Origin of the sequence: Dryocola sharpae (assembly GCF_051307055.1) — a bacterium.
Lineage (GTDB): Bacteria > Pseudomonadota > Gammaproteobacteria > Enterobacterales > Enterobacteriaceae > Dryocola.
The window spans coordinates 2,014,318-2,035,874 of record NZ_CP149994.1; the positions used below are offsets into that span (position 1 = coordinate 2,014,318).

The 21,557-nt window shown below is 54.0% G+C and carries 24 protein-coding genes and 1 pseudogene; 18 read left to right on the top strand and 7 right to left on the bottom strand.

Annotation, left to right across the window (positions count from 1 at the left end; all coding sequences use genetic code 11):
- Positions 1–2 precede the first annotated feature (2 nt).
- The 4 genes from WLO31_RS09710 to WLO31_RS09725 are packed head-to-tail and all read left to right on the top strand — an operon-like array spanning position 3 to position 4,155.
- A complete protein-coding gene (locus tag WLO31_RS09710) occupies positions 3–1,337 on the top strand; it encodes an ABC transporter substrate-binding protein (protein ID WP_435930239.1) in 1,335 nt (444 codons plus the stop codon).
- Positions 1,338–1,346: 9 nt separating this feature from the next.
- Positions 1,347–2,252: a carbohydrate ABC transporter permease gene (locus WLO31_RS09715; protein WP_435930240.1), complete on the top strand. Its 906-nt coding sequence runs from the start codon at positions 1,347–1,349 to the stop codon at positions 2,250–2,252.
- Entirely contained in the window at positions 2,230–3,093 is an 864-nt protein-coding gene (locus WLO31_RS09720; RefSeq protein WP_435930241.1) for a carbohydrate ABC transporter permease, read from the top strand. The genes WLO31_RS09715 and WLO31_RS09720 overlap by 23 nt, the downstream gene beginning before the upstream one ends.
- A gap of 3 nt (positions 3,094–3,096) precedes the next feature.
- Positions 3,097–4,155, top strand: coding sequence for an ABC transporter ATP-binding protein (locus WLO31_RS09725; protein ID WP_435930242.1), 1,059 nt, complete (start codon positions 3,097–3,099; stop codon positions 4,153–4,155).
- On the opposite strand, the pseudogene WLO31_RS09730 reads toward WLO31_RS09725, so the two are convergent.
- Positions 4,152–4,427: pseudogene (locus tag WLO31_RS09730) on the bottom strand (hypothetical protein); the annotation flags it as partial. The gene WLO31_RS09725 and the pseudogene WLO31_RS09730 overlap by 4 nt on opposite strands.
- 354 nt (positions 4,428–4,781) lie before the next feature.
- On the opposite strand from WLO31_RS09730, the gene cybB reads away from it, so the two are divergent.
- From cybB to WLO31_RS09770, 8 genes are all read left to right on the top strand, one after another.
- Positions 4,782–5,318, top strand: coding sequence for a cytochrome b561 (gene cybB / locus WLO31_RS09735; protein WP_435930243.1), 537 nt, complete (start codon positions 4,782–4,784; stop codon positions 5,316–5,318).
- Between the two features lie 229 nt (positions 5,319–5,547).
- Positions 5,548–5,991 carry a hypothetical protein gene (locus WLO31_RS09740; protein ID WP_435930244.1) on the top strand — a complete coding sequence of 148 codons (444 nt, stop codon included), beginning with the start codon at positions 5,548–5,550 and terminating at the stop codon, positions 5,989–5,991.
- 72 nt (positions 5,992–6,063) lie between these two features.
- Positions 6,064–6,306 carry a hypothetical protein gene (locus WLO31_RS09745; RefSeq protein ID WP_435930245.1) on the top strand — a complete coding sequence of 81 codons (243 nt, stop codon included), beginning with the start codon at positions 6,064–6,066 and terminating at the stop codon, positions 6,304–6,306.
- Between the two features lie 450 nt (positions 6,307–6,756).
- A complete protein-coding gene (locus WLO31_RS09750) occupies positions 6,757–7,077 on the top strand; it encodes a tlde1 domain-containing protein (RefSeq protein ID WP_435930246.1) in 321 nt (106 codons plus the stop codon).
- Between the two features lie 883 nt (positions 7,078–7,960).
- The gene (locus tag WLO31_RS09755; protein WP_435930247.1) at positions 7,961–8,158 is read left to right on the top strand and encodes a hypothetical protein; all 198 of its coding nucleotides are present in this window, start codon (positions 7,961–7,963) and stop codon (positions 8,156–8,158) included.
- Between the two features lie 492 nt (positions 8,159–8,650).
- Positions 8,651–9,052, top strand: a complete 402-nt coding sequence (locus WLO31_RS09760) for an energy transducer TonB (RefSeq protein ID WP_435930248.1) — start codon at positions 8,651–8,653, stop codon at positions 9,050–9,052.
- 517 nt (positions 9,053–9,569) lie between these two features.
- Positions 9,570–9,845 carry a metal/formaldehyde-sensitive transcriptional repressor gene (locus WLO31_RS09765; protein WP_435930249.1) on the top strand — a complete coding sequence of 92 codons (276 nt, stop codon included), beginning with the start codon at positions 9,570–9,572 and terminating at the stop codon, positions 9,843–9,845.
- Between the two features lie 32 nt (positions 9,846–9,877).
- A complete protein-coding gene (locus tag WLO31_RS09770; RefSeq protein ID WP_435930250.1) occupies positions 9,878–10,996 on the top strand; it encodes an S-(hydroxymethyl)glutathione dehydrogenase/class III alcohol dehydrogenase in 1,119 nt (372 codons plus the stop codon).
- A gap of 55 nt (positions 10,997–11,051) precedes the next feature.
- On the opposite strand, the gene WLO31_RS09775 is transcribed toward WLO31_RS09770, so the two are convergent.
- From WLO31_RS09775 to WLO31_RS09795, 5 genes are all read right to left on the bottom strand, one after another.
- On the bottom strand, positions 11,052–11,297 hold the full coding sequence (locus WLO31_RS09775) for a DUF2554 family protein (protein WP_435930251.1): 246 nt from the start codon (positions 11,295–11,297) through the stop codon (positions 11,052–11,054).
- Between the two features lie 183 nt (positions 11,298–11,480).
- A complete protein-coding gene (locus tag WLO31_RS09780; protein ID WP_435930252.1) occupies positions 11,481–11,810 on the bottom strand; it encodes an SMR family transporter in 330 nt (109 codons plus the stop codon).
- Between the two features lie 257 nt (positions 11,811–12,067).
- Complete coding sequence (locus tag WLO31_RS09785) at positions 12,068–12,190, bottom strand: DUF2474 domain-containing protein (RefSeq protein ID WP_435930577.1); 123 nt, start codon at positions 12,188–12,190, stop codon at positions 12,068–12,070.
- Between the two features lie 5 nt (positions 12,191–12,195).
- Complete coding sequence (gene cydB, locus WLO31_RS09790; RefSeq protein ID WP_435930254.1) at positions 12,196–13,209, bottom strand: cytochrome d ubiquinol oxidase subunit II; 1,014 nt, start codon at positions 13,207–13,209, stop codon at positions 12,196–12,198.
- Positions 13,209–14,603: a cytochrome ubiquinol oxidase subunit I gene (locus WLO31_RS09795; RefSeq protein WP_435930255.1), complete on the bottom strand. Its 1,395-nt coding sequence runs from the start codon at positions 14,601–14,603 to the stop codon at positions 13,209–13,211. The genes cydB and WLO31_RS09795 overlap by 1 nt, the downstream gene beginning before the upstream one ends.
- 146 nt (positions 14,604–14,749) lie before the next feature.
- On the opposite strand from WLO31_RS09795, the gene WLO31_RS09800 reads away from it, so the two are divergent.
- Entirely contained in the window at positions 14,750–16,180 is a 1,431-nt protein-coding gene (locus WLO31_RS09800; RefSeq protein WP_435930256.1) for a PLP-dependent aminotransferase family protein, read from the top strand.
- On the top strand, positions 16,164–16,697 hold the full coding sequence (locus WLO31_RS09805) for a GNAT family N-acetyltransferase (RefSeq protein ID WP_435930257.1): 534 nt from the start codon (positions 16,164–16,166) through the stop codon (positions 16,695–16,697). The genes WLO31_RS09800 and WLO31_RS09805 overlap by 17 nt, the downstream gene beginning before the upstream one ends.
- Positions 16,698–16,947: 250 nt before the next feature.
- Here the strand turns inward: WLO31_RS09805 and WLO31_RS09810 are convergent, their stop codons facing one another.
- A complete protein-coding gene (locus tag WLO31_RS09810) occupies positions 16,948–17,334 on the bottom strand; it encodes a VOC family protein (RefSeq protein WP_435930258.1) in 387 nt (128 codons plus the stop codon).
- A 301-nt stretch (positions 17,335–17,635) separates the two neighbouring features.
- On the opposite strand from WLO31_RS09810, the gene ydcS reads away from it, so the two are divergent.
- From ydcS to WLO31_RS09830, 4 genes are read left to right on the top strand one after another with little or no spacing between them, the layout of a single operon-like run.
- On the top strand, positions 17,636–18,781 hold the full coding sequence (gene ydcS / locus WLO31_RS09815) for a putative ABC transporter substrate-binding protein YdcS (RefSeq protein ID WP_435930259.1): 1,146 nt from the start codon (positions 17,636–17,638) through the stop codon (positions 18,779–18,781).
- A gap of 14 nt (positions 18,782–18,795) precedes the next feature.
- The gene (locus WLO31_RS09820) at positions 18,796–19,809 is read left to right on the top strand and encodes an ABC transporter ATP-binding protein (protein WP_435930260.1); all 1,014 of its coding nucleotides are present in this window, start codon (positions 18,796–18,798) and stop codon (positions 19,807–19,809) included.
- Positions 19,810–19,852: 43 nt separating this feature from the next.
- A complete protein-coding gene (locus WLO31_RS09825; RefSeq protein WP_435930578.1) occupies positions 19,853–20,755 on the top strand; it encodes an ABC transporter permease in 903 nt (300 codons plus the stop codon).
- Positions 20,745–21,551 carry an ABC transporter permease gene (locus WLO31_RS09830; RefSeq protein ID WP_435930261.1) on the top strand — a complete coding sequence of 269 codons (807 nt, stop codon included), beginning with the start codon at positions 20,745–20,747 and terminating at the stop codon, positions 21,549–21,551. The genes WLO31_RS09825 and WLO31_RS09830 overlap by 11 nt, the downstream gene beginning before the upstream one ends.
- The last annotated feature ends 6 nt before the right edge of the window (positions 21,552–21,557 follow it).

Below are 21,557 nucleotides of genomic sequence, written 5' to 3' on the forward strand. Positions count from 1 at the left end.
ACATGATGATGCAACGTCGGGATCTGTTAAAGGCGATGGCGGCCTTTGGGGTGTATGCCATGGTGCCAGCCTTTGCTCGTGGCGCAAACGGAGCAAAAAAATATGATGGCGTAACGCTGAATGTCTCGACGTTTAGCACCGCGTACCCCACTTTATTGCGGCAGTGGCTGCCGGAGTTCGAGGCGCTCACCGGCATAAAGGTGAATCTTGATACGCCTTCTTTCCCGGTTTACAACCAGCGCGCGGATCTGGAGCTTTCCACTAAAGGCGCCGCTTATGATGTGGTAAACGTCACCTTTATCTACAGCAGCCGCTGGATTAACTCCGGGTGGTTAACGCCGCTCGATGAGTTTATCGCCAACCCCAATCTGACCAGCGCGCAGTGGGACGTGCACGATTTCCTGCAGGGCGGAATAGCGCCGGAAACCGGGCGGGACGGCAAGCTGTACGGTATTCCGTGGGTAGTGGAAGGCATGCTGTCGGGCGCATCACGCTTTGACCTGGTGACCGAAGCAGGTTTCAAATTCCCGGACACCACCGACGATTTGGTCAACGTCCTGCAGGCGGTAAATAAAAAGCAGCGCGTGGCGGGCTATGTGACGGACAACCACTATGGCTGGACCTTTATTCCTTATCTGCAGGCCTTTGGCGGCAACGTCTTCCGCAACCCGCCTGACGATCTGTTCCCGACGCTGGATACGCCGGAAGCGGTGGCGGCAGCCGATTATTTTGCCCGCCTGATCCGCGAGTTCGGGCCAAACGGCGGGCTGACCTACACGGCCGACCAGTCTACCCAGGCGCTGAAGCTTGGGCGGGTTAACTTCTCCGATTCCAGCCTGGCCTACCTTGCGCAACTGGGCGATCCGGCCTCTTCCCGCACGTTGAAAACGGCGGGTTTTGGTCAGATGGTGCGGGGTCCCGCAGGGCGCTTTCCCGGCATGGCGGTGCACGGGCTGGGTATCCCGGCAGGCTCGAAAAACAAAGAGGCCGCGTGGGCGTTTATTCAGTGGACGCTATCCAGGCAGGTTACCGGGCGCGCCATTGCGGCCGGTTACGGTTCGCCGACCCGCCGCAGCGATATCACCTCTCCGGCATATCGCAGTAGGCAAATTATCAACGGCGTGGATTTGGCCGGGCTGTCGCTGGACGCTATGGATCGGGCAGCGCAGGGCGGCTATATGAAATACCGCACGGTGGATGTCTACCCGCAGGTCGATCAGCAACTCAACAAGGCGATTGCGCTGATTGTCTCCGGCCAGCTTTCAGCAAATCAGGCGATGCAGCAGGCGCAAACCGCTTCTGTTGCCGATCTGAAGCGCGCGGGCGCGAAGATTTAAGGAGCGACTATGCACGCTACTACTAACTGGCGTAGCCAGCAGCGTAATGCTTACCTGGCGGGACTGTTGCCGTCGCTGGTGGTACTGGTAATTATTACTTTATTACCGGCTATCGCCTTGTTCATCACAAGCTTAACGCCGTTAAGCCTGACTAACCCCCAGGCGACATTCGAGTTTAGCGACCCGTTAATTAACTATCGGCAACTGTTGGACGATCCGCGCTTTCTTAATTCCGTGGTCACGCAATTAAAAATGTCGCTGGTGAGCGTGTTATTTCAGGTAGTAACTGGATTAGGGCTGGCATTATTACTCAACGGCGCATCGTCCTGGCTGCATACCGCCAGGACATTATTTCTTATCCCGATGGTACTGCCGCCCATTATTGTGGCGCTTATCTGGAAGATAATTTACACCCCTGATATCAGCCCGCTGCATCAGGTATTAGAGATGTGGGGGATTACGCTGCCCTCGCTTATCGCTAACCCGGACACCGCGCTGTGGGCCATTGTGGCCGCGGATATCTGGCAGTGGTTTCCTTTCACCATGCTGATGGTGCTGGCCGCCCTGCAGATGATCCCCAAAGATCCGCTGGAGGCGGCAAGCCTTGATGGCGCGACGGTGGGCAATATTTTCCGCTATATCGTACTGCCATATATCAAACCGGTATTAGTGGTCTGCGCGCTGTTCAGGCTTATCGACAGCTTCAAGGCTTTCCCGCTGATTTACGTGTTGACCGACGGCGGTCCGGGTTCGATCACGGAGGTCACCAACTATTACGGTTTTATCCAGGCGTTTAATTTCTCGTACTGGGGCTACGGCAGCGCGATAGCGGTGGTCATTCTCGTCGGGGTATTTGTGTTGAGCTATATCGTGGGCAAAGCGGGGTGGAACAATGAGCGAAAAACTAACGCTTGAGGGTATTAACGATCTATCCGTGCGCAGAGGTAAACCATTTCGCCTGCGCGGTGGACGGGAAGCTGTGGCCTGGCTGTTGCTGCTTGCCGTGCTGTCACCTTTTCTGTGGATGGTGATCATGGCGTTTCGTCCGGCGATGGCAGCATTTGATTTAACGCTGTGGTTCACGCCGACGCTTGATGCGTTTCGCGCGCTCTGGCAGGGGAATTTTCTGCATTCGTTTGGCAACAGCCTGCTGGTGAGCACGCTTTCTACAGGATTGTCGCTGATTATCGGCGTTCCCGCCGCATGGGTTTTGACGCGCTGGCAGTTTCCGGGGCGTAGCCACGTTGCGCTGTGGATTCTGGTGACCCGCATGGCGCCGCCGATTGCGTTTACCATTCCGTTTTATCTGGCGTGGCGCTGGCTCGGTTTGCAGGATACGGTGCTGGGCCTCGCCATCGTTTATCTGACCTTCAACCTGGCGATTGTCATCTGGCTGATGCAAACCTTTTTTGCGGCGGTGCCCGCAGCGCTGGAAGAAGCCGCCTGGCTTGACGGTTGTTCTATCTGGCGAACATTCTGGACCATTACGCTGCCGCTGGTTGCTCCGGGGCTCGCGGCAACGGCCATTCTGTGTTTCATCTTCTCGTGGAACGATTTCTTTTACGCCCTGATCCTGACGCGCACCCAGGCCGTTACGGCTCCCGTGGCAATCGTTAATTTTCTCCAGTATGAAGGCTGGGAGTGGAGCAAAATAGCCGCCAGCGGTACGCTGGTTATGCTGCCGGTAGTGGCGTTTACGCTGCTGGTGCGGCGCTATCTGGTCCACGGCCTGACCGCTGGCGGTCTGAAGGATTAAGCAATGGCGACCATTACGTTAAACAATATTCACAAGCGTTATGAAGATAACCTGATTATCAAAGGGCTGGATTTAACCATTCGTGAAGGCGAGTTTGTGGCGCTCATCGGGCCATCCGGCTGTGGAAAATCCACGCTGCTGCGGATGATTGCGGGCCTGGAAAGCGTCAGCGACGGCGACATTGCGCTCGATGGCGAGGTCATCAACGATATTTCCCCGCAGGCGCGTAATATCGCGATGGTTTTTCAGAATTACGCGCTCTATCCGCATATGTCGGTGGCGGATAACCTCGGCTTCTCGCTGAAGATGCAGGGCGTGAAGAAAGCGTTGATTGAGGAGCGCGTCGCGCAGGTGGCGGTAACGCTTGGCTTATCCGCGCTGCTAAGGCGCAAATCCGGGCAGCTTTCGGGCGGGCAACGTCAGCGCGTAGCGATGGGGCGCGCTATTTTACGCAATCCTCGTGTGTTTTTGTTTGATGAGCCCCTTTCGAACCTGGATGCAAAACTACGCGTCGAGATGCGTACGGAAATCAAGGCGCTTCATCAGCGGCTGAACGCCACCATGGTTTATGTCACCCACGATCAGGTTGAAGCGATGACCATGGCCGACAGAATCGTGGTGCTCAAAGATGGCGTTATCGAACAGGCAGGCACGCCGCTTGAGCTGTACGACAGGCCGCGCAATGCGTTTGTGGCAAGCTTTATCGGTTCGCCATCCATGAATCTGCTCAGCGGACGGGTCGAGAGAGAATCTGTGATCACCGATGACGGACTACGGCTGCCGTTAATGAACGTCCCCGCTGCAGCCCAGGGAAAACGCGTGTTGTATGGCGTCCGGCCTGAACATTTCGCCCGGGTCACAGAAGGCGGCGTGGCGGCGGAAGTGAACGTCGTGGAACCGACCGGTGCGGAAACGCAAATCGCGCTGAATATTGGTAAGCAGAAGGCGATAGCAGTATTTCGTGACCGGATGCAAACGACGCCGGGAAGCGAGCTGCAGCTGCTGCCGGACGTGCATCAGGCGCACCTATTTGATGAACAGAGCGGGGCGCGTATCAACTAAAGTTTAAAGTGTCTCACCCTTCTCCCATTCAGGAAGAGGGTGAGAGTTATCACTCTTTGCAACGGCACCAGCACGCGAACCAACCGCGTCACAAATCCGTACTTGTTATCGCACCTGGCGACAGCGTTCACCCGCTGCTGGTCGCGTGCTTCGGTGACGTCAGTTTGTGTGGCGTCGAATACCGGGCCAAAGTTCATCCCGATAATATCTGAAGAAACAATTTTTTCATCGGGATAGCCGAACGATGCATTCCTTTCGGTGGTTTTTTTCAGTACAGCGTTACCTCATCCAGCGTGCCGTCGACGTTTAGGTAGCTTGAGTCATGCCTGAGCAGAAAGGCCAGCACTTGCGAGGGAGGTGAGCTCGTTTATCGCGACGATATCCACCTCGCTTTGGGTTTTCAGAACCCGGCGCAGCGCCAGGCGTCCAGTACGACCAGAGCCGCTAATGTCCGGGCGGCCTGTTATCCACGGTTGAAATTTGCAAAATCATTAATCATTGCTGGTGGTAGCGCCGGTACAGGGTTGCCAGCAGCAATATGTTAGCGAACGCCGCCAGAGGTTAATGATTTTCAGCAGGTTTCCGGCTATCCTGGTGCTATCTTTTTTACAGTGCAGGAACCTTCAATGCGTAGCAAATATACCCCGATACAGATAACGCTTCACTGGCTGGTGTTCCTGTTAATTGTGGGGGCCTATTGCGCCATGGAGCTAAAAGGTTTTTTCCCGCGCAGCTATCGGCCAACGATTAACGCCATCCACGTTACCTGCGGGCTGAGCGTGCTGGTATTGATGGTTGTGCGCCTGCTGGTGCGGATTAACTATCGCGCTCCGGCCATTACGCCAAAGCCGCATCCGGCCATCACCGGCCTCTCGCATCTGGTGCACGCCATTATTTATTTGCTGTTTATCGTCTTACCCGTCTTTGGCTTTCTTACCGTCTATTTTACAGGCCATGAATGGTCGGTTCTCGGCATTCCAATGCCCCATGCCCCGGAACTGGATGAGGACAGGCAGTTCGCGGTAAAAGAGATCCACGAGCTGATCGCCAACACAGGCTATTTTGTTATTGGCATCCATGCGTTTGCCGCGCTGTTCCACCATTACGTCTGGAAAGACAACACGTTGCTGCGCATGGTGCCGGGCAAAAAAGAGCGGAGCTAGCCGTCTTAACAAGGAGTGCTGCTTGCCTGGCTTATCCCCCTTACCGGCTGGCGCTTTCTCATGCGCATCCTATGTTTAAAGTGCGAGGCGACTAGTTTGCAGGGCGCTGAGAACGCCAGGCAGAATAAGGAGAGAAAAATTGAAAATTGCATGTCTTGGCTGGGGTTCTTTAATATGGAAGCCGGGAGAATTACCTCTGGCCAGCCAGTGGCACCCGGATGGTCCCGTTATGCCAGTTGAATTTTCCCGGGTAGGGGACGGCGGCGAGCTTGCTACGGCTGTCTGTATGAACGCTCCGCTTGTTGAGGTTTACTGGGCTTTACTGGACGCTGATTCTATCCAGCAAGCTACTGTATCGTTACGTGAGCGTGAACAAATTCCCGTATCCCGTGAGGATGGCGTAGGCTCATACATTCTGTCCAGCAAGCCGACAGGCATGCTTGCCGGTTGGGCGGCAGAGAAGAAGCTGGATGCGGTAATCTGGACGGCTCTGCCGCCACGCTTTAATGGCGTTGAAGGGCGCATTCCCTGCGTGGAAGATGTGCTGGCCTATCTCAGTTCCCTTGAGGGAGAGAAAAGAAAGCATGCGCAGGAGTATATGAAAAACGCGCCTGCTGAGTTTGATACTCCTTACCGTAAGGCTATTCGCGAGCGCCTTGGATGGGACTGTTAAATTACTGCAATATCCATCATTCCTGCTTAATCTGCGTGTAAGATGGCTCCGTCAGAACCATTTGGAGCCATCATGAAAAATTTCCAGTTATACGTTGGCGGCGTTAACGATATCACCTACCGATACGACATACATAAAGTGGATGATCTCTTTAGTGTGCGCATCTTTAATGTCGTGCAGCAAAAGCACATTGAATCCGGCTCAAAGCTGATGCACCACATTAGCTTGCAGGAAGTTATTGAAGAGTGCGCATCGCACTACAGGCGGCAGGCCAACAGCATTAAAGGCTTCCTGAAATGGTCAGGCCTCAGATAAAGCTGGCTGTACAGGATGACAAATTTAAATGAAGCCATCGGCATTTGCTGATGGCTTTTTTATTGAGGCCAATATGGTAAAGCTTATCGACAACTGACGTGTAATTTATATTCGTCGGGCGAAATCATACAGGCTGTAAGAGACAATAAAATTAAAGACAATTTTACGCTATCGACTTTGATGCTTTTGATTGCAAAAGGGAAAATCTAATTAATGCCCTCAAGAATTTTGCTCCCTGGCATCTGTAATTCTCTGCCCTGAGAGAAGCGGTGCCAGATAAAACGGCCCGAGCCTGTTAAGCCCGCCTCCTCAATCTCCTGTACTTCTGTAACACTTACCTCCTTACTGAAATTAATCAGGTATTTGCTATGACTTTACTGTTCGTTTTTCAGACATATGATAGAATCCGCTAAAGCAAAGAGCAGGGAATACACAATGCAAATAATAAGGATGACATATAACGATATTGATAAAGACGGCTATGCAAAATTGCACGTCTATGGAACAGGAACTTTCTCGATTTTCAGTGGGCAAAATCCATATACCAATGACCCTAATTGTGCGTTCATGCCTAACAGTGCAATTCCAACCGGGCGGTATTGGATAGTTGACAGGCCAACTGGTTCTACAATGAATCAGATCCGCGCATGGGGTATTGATCAAATCACTGGTAACGATCGCTCCGAATGGTTTGCCCTCTTCAGCGCCCAAACCATGACGGATAGTATACTGATTAATGGCTTATGGCTGGGTGGATGTTCAAGGGGGTAGCGATTATGCGAACTGCAAAATTCGTTAAGAATGCATCGCTTTACCTTATCTGTATTGCACTTTCATGGTGGCTATCAAGTTTCGGTAAGCCCCTTGATGGACTAACTCAGTGGGTAATGGATAATGCTTATGGTGTTTTTGGTTCTGTCCTTAGCGAGTCATATGAAGCTGATGCTGATCCGGTAAGATTCGTTGCATTAATCGTTATGGTACTAATATACGCTGCTGTAATGTATATGCTATTTTGCATAGTCTTTAGAAAGTTACAAAGAAAACCAGAGTAAAACAGTTCAGGTAGTATTACAGTCATAATGGGGTTGTATAGTTATTGTACAGCCCAACTAAAGAGGATAGACATATTCCCCAATGTCGTTATTTGTTCTCTTAATATATCATCTATACAGGATTCTATTATTATTTTTTAGAGGTTGATTTAGCCGTTATGTTTGATGATGTCCTTGGTTGACCTTTTTTCGAATATGTTTGGTCTATTGATTGTGAAAGATTTTTATTGATTCGGTAGGCTCAAGATTTAACGGATTAAATTCCTTAGCTAAAGCTTTGTTGCGATCATGATTGTTAAAATAATTTATTTTTATATCGCTCAATCCTGAACAGAATGACTTATAATTGTGTAACATCAAGAAAACGAAATACAAAACCGATCGCGGTAGCGCTGAGGTTACAAAGCAAGATCTCAACCACAACTGAATTGTAAAATAACCCGCCTTGCGCGGGTTTTTGCTTTGCTGCGGGTAACTTTTTATTCCTCTCTTCCGGAGAGACTGCACAGTGTTCTGTCGCAGCAATAGCGACAGACATCCTGTTTGGGCTCACTCAATAGGTATAGTATTTATGTGGGTTTGTTTCGGGAGATACATAAATGGATATTGATAAATACAAGGATTTTTCGGCTTATTTAAAGCTGCTTGTCAAAGACGAACGCGAGCGGTTCGTGGTTGATAAGAACGTAATTTTGACGGCCTCAGCGGTCATTGATGAGCTGCTGATTAAAGTTTCTGCAGCAAATGCCGCTTTATCTACTGATAAAACCGTTAAGGAATCCTTACGAACGGCATAGAGTGGAAAGCGGGCTGGGCTGCTCAGCGGTCATGATCAAAATCACCTTCCTCAAGGATGCCGTCTGGCGGCATTTTTATTCCTCAGTTTATGCTGTACGGTAGTATGGGGCCGAGGCAGGGACTAGCGTATAACTACCAGTGTTGATAGTTGCATGAATGTTACAAAAAAGTGAAAATCCGCTCCGGTATTCCTCTTTTGTGAAGAGGGTGCTGAATAAAAGCAAAAGGCTCGAATAAATTTTTCTGGCCCGCCCGTGCGGGCTTTTTTCTTTTCTGGTGGGCAGCATCGCGGCGGCTTCTCCCCATTAGCGGGCCTTTTCACAGGCCTTCTCTGGCTGTGTTTTGAGATCTGCTATTACATGAAAATAGCGCCCAGTCAGGACATGCTTATCGCTTTCTTCGTGAGATTTTTTTCTTTGTATTTTCAGGACATTATCCGTTATAAAAGTCATCAGTAAGCTGGATTTCAGAACCTCTAAAGGCTATGTGAAATGAAATATTTAAAAGTAGCGGTTATCTCTTTAGCTATGGCGGTAGCCGGTTGTAGCATGAGCGGAGGCGGTAAGGGTTCAGACGCTGGCTTGTCATCCTCGATCAATAGCGGTAAAACACCGGCTCTCCATGCCGGGTCGCTTGATTCTGATGCGCCCGATTGCAACGGTGAGATCGTTAAGTTTGAACAGCCGCTTTATCCCGTTAGCGCGGCGGCGCAGAAAAAAGAAGGCAACGTGACTGTAAGCTTCGATGTGAAAAGAAATGGCCGCCCAACGAATTATTATGCGACAGGTGACGAGATTTTTTTCCAGGAGACATGGCGCGCCGTACGTAAATCTTGCTGGATGCCCGGCACACATCGGGAATTTAACATAACATTTAGCCTGAACTACGACTAAGTATTCACACCAATTTATGCCGTAATGATTCCCTGAATATCACCCGCCATAAATAATTTAATATAGCCGCGTTACGCAGCCGCCCCGCAAGGCGGCTTTTTTATTGCCATCGCAACACCTTCCGCTGATGGGCATCGACCCAGCGTAACCGCTATCAGCCGTGAGCGCATGTATGAGGCCGCTGCGCAAAAAGTGAAAGAAGCCGAGCGGGCCCGCCAGGAGGAGTAGCCTGATATCCAGGCGTAACAGTAAAAATGATAGAGGTGCTCCAGTGAGGCACCTACTGTTTTGCCGGGCAGGATGTAAACGGCGGAGAAAAACAGAAGGCATTTTAGGGGCAGAAGGCTTCAAAAAAACTCCGCAGAGGCAGCTTCAGGAGCAGTAAAAAGACTGTATATGTACCCATATGCCCTTTGCTTCATTTCTATAAGCCATTAATACTTATTAAATATTCAATTTTATCAATCAGCTATAAAATGGGTTACAATACCCCCCTATAGTATATAAAGGGGGCGCTATGCCGCATTCACCTGAAGACAAAAAACGCATTCTGACGCGGGTAAGGCGTATCCGCGGCCAGACGGAAGCGCTGGAGCGCGCGCTGGAAAATGGCGATCCCTGTATCGCCATCCTGCAGCAAATCGCCGCGGTTCGCGGGGCCGCCAACGGCCTGATGGGCGAAATGATGGAAATCCACCTGAAAGATGAGCTGGTCGCGGGCGATACCTCCGAAGTACAGCGCGCGCAGAGAATGGCAGAAGTCGGCCATTTAATTCGCTCTTATCTAAAATAGCTATAACTCCCACCTGACGACGGAAGAACAAAATGAAATCACGTGCAGCAGTAGCATTCGGTCCGGGCAAGCCGCTGGAAATCGTAGAAATTGACGTGGCACCGCCGCAAAAAGGCGAAGTGCTGGTAAAAATTACGCACACAGGCGTTTGCCATACCGACGCGTTTACCTTGTCCGGGGACGATCCGGAAGGCGTATTCCCCGCGGTGCTGGGCCATGAAGGCGGCGGTATCGTTGTAGAAGTGGGCGAGGGCGTCACCAGCCTGAAACCGGGCGATCATGTTATTCCTCTCTATACCGCAGAGTGCGGGGAGTGTAAGTTCTGTAAATCCGGTAAAACCAACCTTTGCCAGGCCGTACGCGCCACGCAGGGCAAGGGGCTGATGCCAGACGGCACCACGCGTTTCTCTTATAACGGCGAACCGATTTATCACTATATGGGCACCAGCACCTTCAGCGAATACACCGTTGTTGCGGAAATTTCGCTGGCGAAAGTGAACCCGCAGGCGCCGCTGGACAAAGTTTGCCTGCTGGGCTGCGGCGTCACCACCGGTATTGGCGCGGTGCATAACACCGCAAAAGTAAAAGAAGGCGACACCGTGGCGGTCTTTGGCCTGGGCGGCATTGGCCTTGCGGTGATCCAGGGTGCGGTGCAGGCGAAAGCCGGGCGTATTCTGGCAATCGATACCAACCCGGAAAAATTCAAACTCGCCGCCGAAATGGGCGCAACCGACTGCATCAATCCGAAAGATCACGACAGGCCGATTCAGGATGTGATTGTTGAGCTGACCGACGGCGGCGTGGACTTCAGCTTCGAATGTATCGGTAACGTGAACGTTATGCGTTCCGCGCTGGAATGCTGCCATAAGGGCTGGGGCGAGAGCGTGATTATCGGCGTTGCGGGCGCAGGCCAGGAGATCAAAACGCGTCCGTTCCAGCTGGTAACCGGCCGCGTCTGGCGCGGTTCCGCATTTGGCGGCGTAAAAGGGCGCACTCAGCTTCCGGGCATGGTAGAAGAGGCGATGGTCGGCAAGATCAATCTGGATCCGTTTATCACGCACCGTCTGCCGCTGGAGAAGATCAACGAAGCGTTTGATTTGATGCACGAAGGAAAATCGATTCGTACCGTTATCCATTTCGGCGAGAAGTAAACCTTAAGTAATCCATCGGCGCCTGCGCCTTATGGCTGAGGCGCTGATGGATAACCTACACCCGAACTATCGCCGGCTTGCGTTTATTCACGTAGTGATGATGTTCGCGAAAATCAGCGGCGGACGCTTCAGCGCTCTGCCGGATTTCATCGCTGTCGGCCTGATGACGCAGCAGCATATCCGCGCTTTTGACTATCAGGAACGAGTGCCCATGGGATTGCGCCATCGTCTGGCCGGAAAAGAGCGCGGCGCTCAGCAACAGCGCAATCACCCCTGTTCTGGCTCGCAGTTGGTTAACCATTTACTTCGTCCTCATTAACGTGACGAACGAACAGTAACGATAATTTCCAGCCGTGACTATTAAAATTTCAAATGGAAAACAAAAGATTTGTCAGCTGCGTAAAGGCGACGGAAGTTAAGCTCTGGTTGATATAAGGTTAATCCAGGCCATGGCATACTGCCGCGCCGGTACGGCAGCCGTTGTTCAATGGGCGACGGTTTTTGAAAACAGATTAATCACCAGCACGCCTGCAACAATCAGCGCCATGCCGGCCAGCGCCGGCCAGTCCAGTTTCTGACCGAGGAACAGCCATCCTGCGGTGCCAATCAGCACGATCCCTGCGCCGGACCAGATAGCGTAAATGACGCCGACTGGAATGGTGCGCATGGTCAGCGCAAGGCAATAAAAAGCCACAACGTAGAACACAACGGTCGCCACGCCTGGCCAGAGGCGGGTGAATCCTTCGGAAAGTTTCAGCGAGGTAGTGGCAATCACTTCCGCAACGATGGCAATTATCAGCCAGGCGTAGGTCATATCGTCTTTTCCATAAGCATTATCAACTGGTTAATTATCGACTGGCGCTGTCCTTCAGTCACACCGGGCTAGCCGCCCAGGGCTGCAAACCACAGGCCGTCAACCGCAAAGCAGCAGTTGCTGCGCAAAATCAGGCTCCGCCTCGTCCTGCGGAAGGATATTGTTAATAAAAAGCGCCCGGCTGTCACGCAGGCCGGGCGGGTTCGGCTAGCATCGCCGCAATCGGCGCCCGGTTAATGGACCTTCCTTAATATCGTTCAGGATCTTAAGCCAGCGGCATTCATCAGCAGCCGGAACACCATGCTCACCGCGGCCAGCGCCAGCACGCTGCCGCCCCACAGCGCTACCATCCACAGCAGTCGCTTGCCTGTTTGCTTCATTTTCATCAATGATAACCCTCTCCGTGCTGCACTTTGCCGCGGAACACGTAGTAGCTCCAGAAGGTATAGACCAGAATTATCGGGATAATAAACAGCGCGCCGATTAGCATAAAGCCCTGGCTTTGCGGCGGTGCCGCCGCCTGCCACAGCGTAACGGAAGGCGGGATGATATGCGGCCAGATGCTGATGCCTAATCCGCTAAAGCCGAGGAACATCAGCATCAGCGTCAGCACAAAGGGCGTGCTGTGCAGGCTGGTTTCTGAAGCGGAGCTTTTCCATAACCAGACGCTGCACAGAAGCACCAGCACGGGAACCGGCAGCAGCCAGAACAGATTAGGCAGACTAAACCAGCGGGCGGCGATTTGCGCATGGGTCAGCGGCGTCCAGATGCTGATAATGGCGATAATCACCAGCAACGCCAGCAGCAGCGGTTTCAGCAGTTCGCGCATTTTAGCCAGTAAAGCAGCTTCGCTTTTCATCATCAACCAGCTTGCGCCCAGCAGGGCATAGGCCACAACCAGCCCCAGGCCGCAAAAGAGATTAAAAGGCGTCAGCCAGTCAAGCTGCGTTCCCGCGAAGGTGCGCCCCTCAACGGGGAAGCCGGAGATAACCGCCCCGACGGCGATACCCTGGCAGAACGTTGCCAGAATCGATCCGCTAAGAAACGCCTTATCCCAGAACGGACGATGCGCAGGCGTTGCTTTAAAGCGAAACTCAAAGGCGACTCCCCGGAAAATCAACCCGATCAGCATCAGCGTAAGCGGGATGGTCAACGCGTCAACAATCACCGCATACGCCAGCGGGAAGGCGCCAAACAGCCCGGCGCCGCCCAGAACCAGCCAGGTTTCGTTGCCGTCCCAGACCGGGGCGACGGTATTGACCATCACGTCGCGATCTTCGCCGTGGCGAATAAACGGAAACAGAATGCCGATGCCTAAATCGAAACCGTCCATCACGATATACATCAGCGTGGAAAAGACGATGATCACAAACCAGATAATGGAAAGATCGATGCCCATTAGCGTTTCTCCTCAAGCCGGTCAGGCGCTGCCGAAAGCGGACGAGCCGGGGTGCCGTCAGTTGGAAGGTCATCAAACGGCTGCGGGCCTTTTTTGATTAACCTGATCATATAGATGTACCCCACGCCGAAGACGGACGTGTAAACCACCAGGAACGTCAGCAGGCTGATGCTCATCTGTAAATCACCGTGCGCGGAAACCGCGTCTCTGGTGCGCATCAGGCCATAAACCACCCATGGCTGACGGCCCATTTCTGTGGTTATCCAACCGGCCAGAATGGCAATCAGCCCTGCGGGTCCCATCCATAATGCAAAATGCATAAACGGGCGACACTCATAAAGACGATGACGATAGCGCAGCCACAGGCTCGTCAGACCAAGCAAAATCATCAGCATACCGAGGCCGACCATGATGCGGAATGACCAGAACACCGTGGTTGAGTTCGGCCGGTCTTCTTTCGGAAATTCTTTCAGCGCCGGAACCTGTTTATCGAGGCTGTGCGTGAGGATAAGGCTGCCCAGCGCAGGAATTTCCAGCCCGTAACGCGTGCGCTCCTGCTCCATATCAGGCCAGCCAAACAGCAGCAACGGCGTCGGCTCGCCCGGCACGTTTTCCCAGTGGCCTTCTATCGCCGCAATTTTTGCAGGCTGATGCTCGAGGGTATTCAGGCCGTGCATATCGCCGATTACCGCCTGTATGGGCGCGACGATTACCGCCATCCACAGCGCCATGGAAAACATCGTTTTAATGGCCGGCGTTTTGTTACCGTGCAGCAGATGCCAGGCGGCGGAAGCGCCGACAAAAAAGGCGCTGCTGAGGAAGGCGGCAATGGACATATGCAGCAGACGATAAGGGAACGATGGGTTAAATATCACGGCAAACCAGTCCACCGGTACAACCTGGCCGTTAACGATTTCAAACCCTTGCGGCGTCTGCATCCAGCTATTGGAAGCCAGGATCCAGAACGTCGAGACGAGGGTGCCGAGCGCAACCATGCAGGTGGCTAAAAAGTGCAGGCCAGGCCCGACGCGCTGCCAGCCAAACAGCATCACGCCGAGGAAGCCGGCCTCCAGAAAGAACGCGGTCAGCACTTCATACGTCAGCAGCGGGCCGGTAATGCTGCCGGCGAATTGTGAAAATCCGCTCCAGTTAGTGCCGAACTGATATGCCATCACCAGCCCGGATACCACGCCCATGCCGAAGTTAACGGCAAAAATTTTTGACCAGAAATGGTAGAGCGAACGGTAAACAGGATTTTTTGTTTTCAACCATAGCCCTTCGAGTACCGCCAGATAGCTGGCAAGCCCGATGGTGATGGCGGGGAAAATAATGTGGAAGGAAATCGTAAAAGCGAACTGAATCCTTGCCAGGTGAAAAGCATCTAAACCAAACATATCTAACCTCACGGCACATAAACGACCCGGCTATGGTAGTCCCTCGCCTCAGTCAGGGTCAGAAACAGAAAACGCTTATTTGACTATAACAGTTAATAGAAAAAGCGTATTTTTAACCGGGTGATATAGTTACGGACAAGAGATTGATGAAAAAGTACCAGCGGCTGGCGCAACAAATTATAGACCAGATAAATCTGGGGGTCTGGCTGCCGGGAGATCGCCTGCCTTCTTTGCGCGCACAGGTTGCCCACAGCGGCATGAGTTTTATGACCGTGGGACACGCATACCAGGTGCTGGAAAGCCAGGGCGTGATTGTGGCTCGCCCGCAATCTGGCTATTACGTTGCGCCGCGCCCGGTTCCCCGCGCTATGCCTGCGCCGGTAAAAGTGATGCGCGACGAGGCCGTGGATATCAACACCTATATCTTTGATGTTTTGCAGGCAAGCCGTGATGCCTCCGTGGTGCCGTTTGGCTCCGCGTTTCCCGATCCGCGCCTGTTCCCTTTGCAGCAGCTGAACCGGTCGCTTGCAACGGTCAGCAAAACGGCCACGGCCATGAGCGTCATTGAAAGCCTGCCGCCGGGTAACGAAGCCCTGCGCCACGCCATCGCTCGTCGCTATGCGCAGCAGGGAATGCAGGTTTCTCCCGACGAGATTGTGATCACCGCGGGCGCGCTGGAAGCGTTAAACCTCAGCCTGCAGGCCGTGACCGAACCAGGCGACTGGGTAATAGTGGAAAATCCCTGTTTTTACGGCGCGCTTCAGGCGCTGGAGCGCCTGCGTCTCAAGGCGCTATCGGTTGCGACCGATCCGGAACACGGCATCGATCTTACGGCCCTTAAGCAGGCCCTGAACGACTATCCCGTCAGGGCTTGCTGGCTGATGACCAACAGCCAGAACCCGCTGGGCGTGACGCTGACGGCCCAGAAAAAACGCCGGCTTGTTTCGCTTCTGCAGGAACATAACGTCACGCTGATTGAAGATGACGTTTACAGCGAGCTTTATTACGGTCGCGAACGCCCGTTGCCCGCCAGGGCCTGGGATGAGCAGGGGATGACGCTTCACTGCTCGTCGTTCTCAAAATGTCTGGTTGCGGGTTTTCGTATTGGCTGGGTGGCCGCGGGCAGGCATGCGCGTCGTATCCAACAGCTGCAGTTAATGAGCACGCTTTCCACCAGTTCGCCCATGCAGCTGGCGCTGGTGGATTATCTGGCGACCAGACGTTATGACACGCATCTGAAGCGTTTACGAAGAATGCTGGCTGAGCGCAAACAGCAGGCATGGCAGGCGCTGCATGCGCTTTTGCCTGCGGAGGTGAAGATTCATCGCAGCGAAAGCGGCTATTTCTTATGGGTTGAGCTGCCGGCTTATATGGATGCGAGCCTGCTCAGCGAACAGGCCATCGCGCATAAAATCAGTATCGCACCGGGGAAAATGTTTACTACCGGCCGCGTCTGGGATAACTGTTTTCGCCTGAATGCCTCATGGCCCTGGGGCGAAAGAGAGCAGCAGGCCGTGGTGACGTTGTCACGTTTAATCGCGCAGCAGCTAAGGAATAAAGATGGAATACCAGACTGAACGCCTGAGGTTGCGCGCATGGCGGCCAGGCGACCGCAAGCCGTTTGCCGCTCTGAATGGCGATCCAGAAACCATGCGCTACTTTCCTGAAACCCTTACGCCGGAAGAAAGCGACCGCCTGATAGCGATTTTCGCGCAGAAAATGGCGCTCAACGGCTGGGGTTTTTGGGCAGTGGAAGAGAAAAAACGCGGGGTTTTTATCGGCTTCGTTGGCCTGAATATGCCTGGCTATGCGCTGCCTTTTTCACCCTGCGTCGAAATAGGCTGGCGGCTCGATAAGCGATTCTGGGGACAGGGTTATGCGCCAGAAGCGGCGCGTAAAGCGCTGGATATCGCCTTTCAGGAGTACGGTCTGGATGAAGTTGTCGCCTTTACCGCCCTGCTAAACTTACCGTCACAGCGCGTAATGGAAAAAATCGCGATGAAACGCGGTGAAGAATTTGACCACCCGATGGTGCCCGCAGGGCATCCTCTGGCGCGGCATGTTGTGTACCGAATAAACAAGAACAGCGCGTAATATCGCTAAAAATCATGGAATATGCCTGCAGCGCGCCAGAACCATTAATGAAGGAAAAAGGTCGATTTCAGCTAACTGCGGGTGCACAATTCTAACTTAACTATCAGTTTGCCTCCGCTGTTTAGCGTAATTTCCACTTCATCATTTACCGCGCATCGGCAACGTGGCTGACTTTGCCCGTTAACTGGTTGCGAGAAAAGAGGGACATAGTGCCCCCTAAAATACAAAAGTCAGACTTAAGCGTAGAAAATCAGGATGTGATCTCAATCAGATTGCCATCCGGGTCGGCAATCACGGCCTCGTAAAAACCATCGCCGGTCCAGCGAGCGGCATGCACCAGGGCGCCAGAAGGTTCGAGCGCCGCGGCCAGCCTGTCAACGGCCTCGACGGAGCCCAGGCTTATGGCGATATGCGCCCAGCCGGTGCGGTTGTCTTCGCGAGGCGGCTTATCAACCAGGCCTGGCAACGTCATGAGCTCAAGCGCCGGGCCATTCTCCAGGGTGACGAAGTGCGAGATGAATCCCTCACGCCGTTTTGAATGATAGGCGCCGCCCACGGTGGCGTTAAAATGCTCACGCCAGAAAGCGGCGGCGCGATCCAGATCGTTGGTCCATAACGCGATATGAGCAACCTGCATTTTTTACCTCCATCCATATGAAATTATTATTTTTAGTCAAAACAGGCCGCTGACGAAAGCGGCGCGTTCAGACGCTATCTACGCTTGAAAAACCATCCTTTACGCTACCTGAACCGGCTAAATCTGCGAAGCCCTCTGGCCAGTTTTACTGCGCGGTCTATCACAACCTGATGAAATTTACGCCTGCCGCCATGCTCGTCATATTGGCGCAGACTATTGTTTTTTTACGGGGATTTTTTCGTGCCTGCGCGCTGATCTCCAGCCGCACGCCGCCTTTATCTTTCAGACAGGAGTACCAGCAATGCGTACAAAACAGGCTCTGTGGACCCTTTCCTCCCTCTGTTTGACCGTGTTTTCGGCGCAGGCGGCGGGGCTTCCCGCTCAGACTGGCGAAGGCGAAGGGCAGTTAGATATCATCGCCTGGCCGGGCTACATCGAACGGGGCGATACCGATAAACAGTATGACTGGGTGACCGGCTTTGAGAAAGAGACCGGCTGCAAGGTAAATGTCAAAACGGCGGCCACCTCCGATGAGATGGTGAGCCTGATGGCGAAGGGCGGTTACGACCTGGTGACGGCCTCGGGCGATGCCTCGCTGCGCCTTATCATGGGAAAACGCGTTCAGCCGATTAACACTGCGCTTATCCCGAACTGGAAGAATGTCGATCCCCGTCTGCAGAAAGGCTCCTGGTTTAACGTCGACGGGAAAGTCTATGGCACGCCTTATCAGTGGGGACCAAACCTGCTGATGTACAACAGCAAAACGTTCCCGACGCCGCCGGACAGCTGGGGCGTGGTGTTTGTAAAACAAAATCTGCCGGATGGCAAAACAAACCAGGGCCGCGTGCAGGCCTACGACGGCCCGATCTATATCGCGGATGCGGCGCTTTACGTTAAAGCCACTCAGCCGCAGCTTGGCATCAAGGATCCGTATCAGCTCACCGAGGAGCAATACCAGGCGGTGCTGAAAGTGCTGCGCGATCAGCACGCCCTGATCCATCGCTACTGGCACGATACCACCGTGCAGATGAGTGATTTCAAAAACGAGGGCGTAGTGGCCTCCAGCGCCTGGCCTTATCAGGCTAACGCCCTGAAAGGTGAAGGCCAGCCCATTGCCACCGTGTTCCCGAAAGAGGGCGTCACCGGCTGGGCGGATACCACTATGCTGCATGCCGATGCGAAGCATATGAACTGCGCCTATAAATGGATGAACTGGTCGCTGGAGCCAAAAGTTCAGGGAGATGTGGCGGCGTGGTTTGGCTCGCTGCCGGTTGTAACCCAGGGATGTAAAGCCAGCACGCTGCTGGGTGATAAAGGCTGTGAAACCAACGGCTACGGCTTCTTCGACAAAATCATGTTCTGGAAAACGCCCGTTGCCAACGGCGGAAAATTTGTTCCTTACAGCCGCTGGACGCAGGACTATATCGCCATTATGGGCGGCCGTTAAACCTGGAGGTCGGGATGTCTTACGCCGTTCAGTTTCATGATGTTTCGCGGGTGTATGGCGATGTGCGCGCCGTGGACGGCGTGTCCATTGATATCGCCGACGGAGAGTTTTTCTCGCTGCTCGGGCCTTCCGGCTCGGGCAAAACCACCTGCCTGCGGATGATTGCCGGTTTTGAACAGGTTTCCAGCGGCACCATCTCGATATTCGGCCAGCCGGCACAGAACGTGCCGCCGTATCAGCGCGATGTAAACACGGTATTTCAGGACTATGCCTTGTTCCCCCATATGACGGTGCTGGAAAACGTCGCTTATGGCCTGATGGTAAAGGGCGTTGATAAGAAAGCCCGGCAGGCTGCGGCCCAGGCGGCGCTTGAGCAGGTTGCGCTCGGCTTTGTTCATGTCCGCAGGCCGTCGCAGCTTTCTGGCGGGCAGCGTCAGCGAGTGGCATTAGCTCGTGCGCTGGTGAATCGTCCCCGCGTTCTGCTGCTGGACGAACCGCTTGGCGCGCTTGATTTGAAGCTGCGCGAGCAGATGCAGGGCGAGCTGAAAAAACTCCAGCGCGAACTGGGCATCACTTTCATCTTCGTCACCCACGACCAGAGCGAAGCGCTCTCCATGTCCGATCGCGTGGCGGTGTTCAACAACGGACGCATTGAGCAGGTCGATACGCCGCGCCAGCTTTATATGCAGCCGCGCACGGCGTTTGTCGCCGGCTTTGTCGGGACGTCCAACGTCATTGCACCTGCGCTTGCGCTCAGGCTTTGCGGCGATGAGAAGCTATTTTCACTGCGGCCGGAACATATCGTTATCGATCGACAAGGGGAAATCCAGGCCGCCGGTACGGTGCAGGAGATCCATTACCAGGGCGCGGCAACGCGGCTGGAGCTGCGTCTGGCCGGGGGCGAAAAGCTGCTGGTCAGCGAGCCCAATCCGCAGCGGCTCATCTCTGATGAGCGCTATCAGATTGGGCAACAGGTAACGGCGGCGTGGCCGCGAGCGGCGATGGTGCCGCTGCACGGAGAAGGATGAAATGGATATGAGCCTTCCCGCAGCCCGGCCTGAGCGGCGTCTGATGCGCCGCCTGACCACCTTCCTCTGGCAGCGCCCGACGTTCTGGCTGACGCTGCTACTGTTGCCGCCGCTTTTGTGGTTCGGCGTGATTTATTTTGGATCGCTGCTGACGCTGCTCTGGCAGGGCTTCTATACCTTCGATGACTTCACCATGTCGGTGACGCCGGATCTGACGCTGGCAAACCTGGCGGCGCTTTTTCACCCGGCCAACTACGACATTATCTTACGCACGCTCATCATGGCGGTAGCCGTCACGCTGGCAAGCGCGGTGCTGGCCTTTCCGATGGCGTATTACATGGCGCGCTATACCAGCGGCAAGCTAAAGGCGTTCTTTTATATCGCGGTGATGCTGCCGATGTGGGCGAGCTATATCGTGAAGGCTTATGCCTGGACGCTGCTGCTGGCGCGCGATGGCGTGGCGCAGTGGTTTTTACAGCATCTTGGGCTGGAGCCGATTCTCAGCGCGATACTGAGTTTTCCGGCGGTGGGCGGAAATACGCTTTCTACCTCCGGTCTTGGCCGTTTCCTGGTGTTTCTCTACATCTGGCTGCCGTTTATGATTCTGCCGATCCAGGCCGCGCTCGAACGTTTGCCGCCGTCTTTGCTTCAGGCTTCCGCGGATCTGGGCGCGCGGCCGGCGCAAACCTTCCGCCACGTTATTCTTCCGCTCGCCATTCCGGGCGTGGCGGCGGGCTCCATTTTCACTTTCTCCTTAACGCTCGGCGACTTCATTGTGCCGCAGCTGGTGGGGCCTCCGGGATACTTTATCGGCAATATGGTTTATTCCCAGCAGGGGGCGATTGGCAATATGCCGATGGCGGCGGCTTTTACGCTGGTGCCCATCGTGCTGATCGCCATTTATCTGGCCATCGTTAAACGTCTGGGGGCTTTCGATGCACTCTGAACGCGCGCCGCTGCTGTTAAAGATCGCCGCCTGGGGCGGCGTCATCTTTCTGCATTTTCCGCTGCTTATTATCGCGCTCTACGCCTTTAACACCGAAGAGGCAGCTTTCAGCTTTCCACCGCAGGGCCTGACGCTGCGCTGGTTTAGCGTGGCGGCAGCGCGCGGAGATATCCTTGATTCAGTGACGTTGTCACTTAAGATTGCCGCGTTGGCGACTATCATTGCTTTGATCCTCGGCACGCTGGCCGCCGCAGCCCTGTGGCGACGCGAATTTTTCGGCAAGAACGCCGTCTCTTTATTAATGTTGCTGCCCATTGCGCTGCCGGGAATTATTACCGGTATCGCGCTGCTTACCGCGTTTAAAACGCTGGGCATTGAGCCGGGGTTTCTCACCATCGTCACGGGTCACGCGACCTTCTGCGTGGTGATCGTTTTTAATAACGTGATTGCGCGTTTTCGCCGCACCTCCTACAGCCTGATCGAGGCGTCGATGGATCTGGGCGCCGACGGCTGGCAAACCTTCCGCTACGTGATTTTGCCGAACCTTGGCTCGGCGCTGCTGGCGGGCGGCATGCTGGCCTTCGCGCTGTCGTTTGATGAAATTATCGTCACCACCTTTACCGCCGGCCATGAACGCACTTTGCCGCTGTGGCTGCTTAATCAGCTCGGCAGGCCGCGTGAAGTGCCTGTGACCAACGTGGTGGCGCTGCTGGTGATGCTGATGACCACCATTCCTATTTTAGGGGCGTACTGGCTGAGCCGCGGCGGCGATGACGTTGCGGGCAGCGGGAAATAACTTGAG

Bases quoted from the DNA above. Each gene is read 5' to 3' on its own strand.
- WLO31_RS09710 (WP_435930239.1), top strand. From the start codon at position 3: ATGATGATGCAACGTCGGGATCTGTTAAAGGCGATGGCGGCCTTTGGG.
- WLO31_RS09715 (WP_435930240.1), top strand. From the start codon at position 1,347: ATGCACGCTACTACTAACTGGCGTAGCCAGCAGCGTAATGCTTACCTG.
- WLO31_RS09720 (WP_435930241.1), top strand. From the start codon at position 2,230: ATGAGCGAAAAACTAACGCTTGAGGGTATTAACGATCTATCCGTGCGC.
- WLO31_RS09725 (WP_435930242.1), top strand. From the start codon at position 3,097: ATGGCGACCATTACGTTAAACAATATTCACAAGCGTTATGAAGATAAC.
- cybB (WP_435930243.1), top strand. From the start codon at position 4,782: ATGCGTAGCAAATATACCCCGATACAGATAACGCTTCACTGGCTGGTG.
- WLO31_RS09740 (WP_435930244.1), top strand. From the start codon at position 5,548: ATGCCAGTTGAATTTTCCCGGGTAGGGGACGGCGGCGAGCTTGCTACG.
- WLO31_RS09745 (WP_435930245.1), top strand. From the start codon at position 6,064: ATGAAAAATTTCCAGTTATACGTTGGCGGCGTTAACGATATCACCTAC.
- WLO31_RS09750 (WP_435930246.1), top strand. From the start codon at position 6,757: ATGACATATAACGATATTGATAAAGACGGCTATGCAAAATTGCACGTC.
- WLO31_RS09755 (WP_435930247.1), top strand. From the start codon at position 7,961: ATGGATATTGATAAATACAAGGATTTTTCGGCTTATTTAAAGCTGCTT.
- WLO31_RS09760 (WP_435930248.1), top strand. From the start codon at position 8,651: ATGAAATATTTAAAAGTAGCGGTTATCTCTTTAGCTATGGCGGTAGCC.
- WLO31_RS09765 (WP_435930249.1), top strand. From the start codon at position 9,570: ATGCCGCATTCACCTGAAGACAAAAAACGCATTCTGACGCGGGTAAGG.
- WLO31_RS09770 (WP_435930250.1), top strand. From the start codon at position 9,878: ATGAAATCACGTGCAGCAGTAGCATTCGGTCCGGGCAAGCCGCTGGAA.
- WLO31_RS09775 (WP_435930251.1), bottom strand. From the start codon at position 11,297: ATGGTTAACCAACTGCGAGCCAGAACAGGGGTGATTGCGCTGTTGCTG.
- WLO31_RS09780 (WP_435930252.1), bottom strand. From the start codon at position 11,810: ATGACCTACGCCTGGCTGATAATTGCCATCGTTGCGGAAGTGATTGCC.
- WLO31_RS09785 (WP_435930577.1), bottom strand. From the start codon at position 12,190: ATGAAGCAAACAGGCAAGCGACTGCTGTGGATGGTAGCGCTGTGGGGC.
- cydB (WP_435930254.1), bottom strand. From the start codon at position 13,209: ATGGGCATCGATCTTTCCATTATCTGGTTTGTGATCATCGTCTTTTCC.
- WLO31_RS09795 (WP_435930255.1), bottom strand. From the start codon at position 14,603: ATGTTTGGTTTAGATGCTTTTCACCTGGCAAGGATTCAGTTCGCTTTT.
- WLO31_RS09800 (WP_435930256.1), top strand. From the start codon at position 14,750: ATGAAAAAGTACCAGCGGCTGGCGCAACAAATTATAGACCAGATAAAT.
- WLO31_RS09805 (WP_435930257.1), top strand. From the start codon at position 16,164: ATGGAATACCAGACTGAACGCCTGAGGTTGCGCGCATGGCGGCCAGGC.
- WLO31_RS09810 (WP_435930258.1), bottom strand. From the start codon at position 17,334: ATGCAGGTTGCTCATATCGCGTTATGGACCAACGATCTGGATCGCGCC.
- ydcS (WP_435930259.1), top strand. From the start codon at position 17,636: ATGCGTACAAAACAGGCTCTGTGGACCCTTTCCTCCCTCTGTTTGACC.
- WLO31_RS09820 (WP_435930260.1), top strand. From the start codon at position 18,796: ATGTCTTACGCCGTTCAGTTTCATGATGTTTCGCGGGTGTATGGCGAT.
- WLO31_RS09825 (WP_435930578.1), top strand. From the start codon at position 19,853: ATGCGCCGCCTGACCACCTTCCTCTGGCAGCGCCCGACGTTCTGGCTG.
- WLO31_RS09830 (WP_435930261.1), top strand. From the start codon at position 20,745: ATGCACTCTGAACGCGCGCCGCTGCTGTTAAAGATCGCCGCCTGGGGC.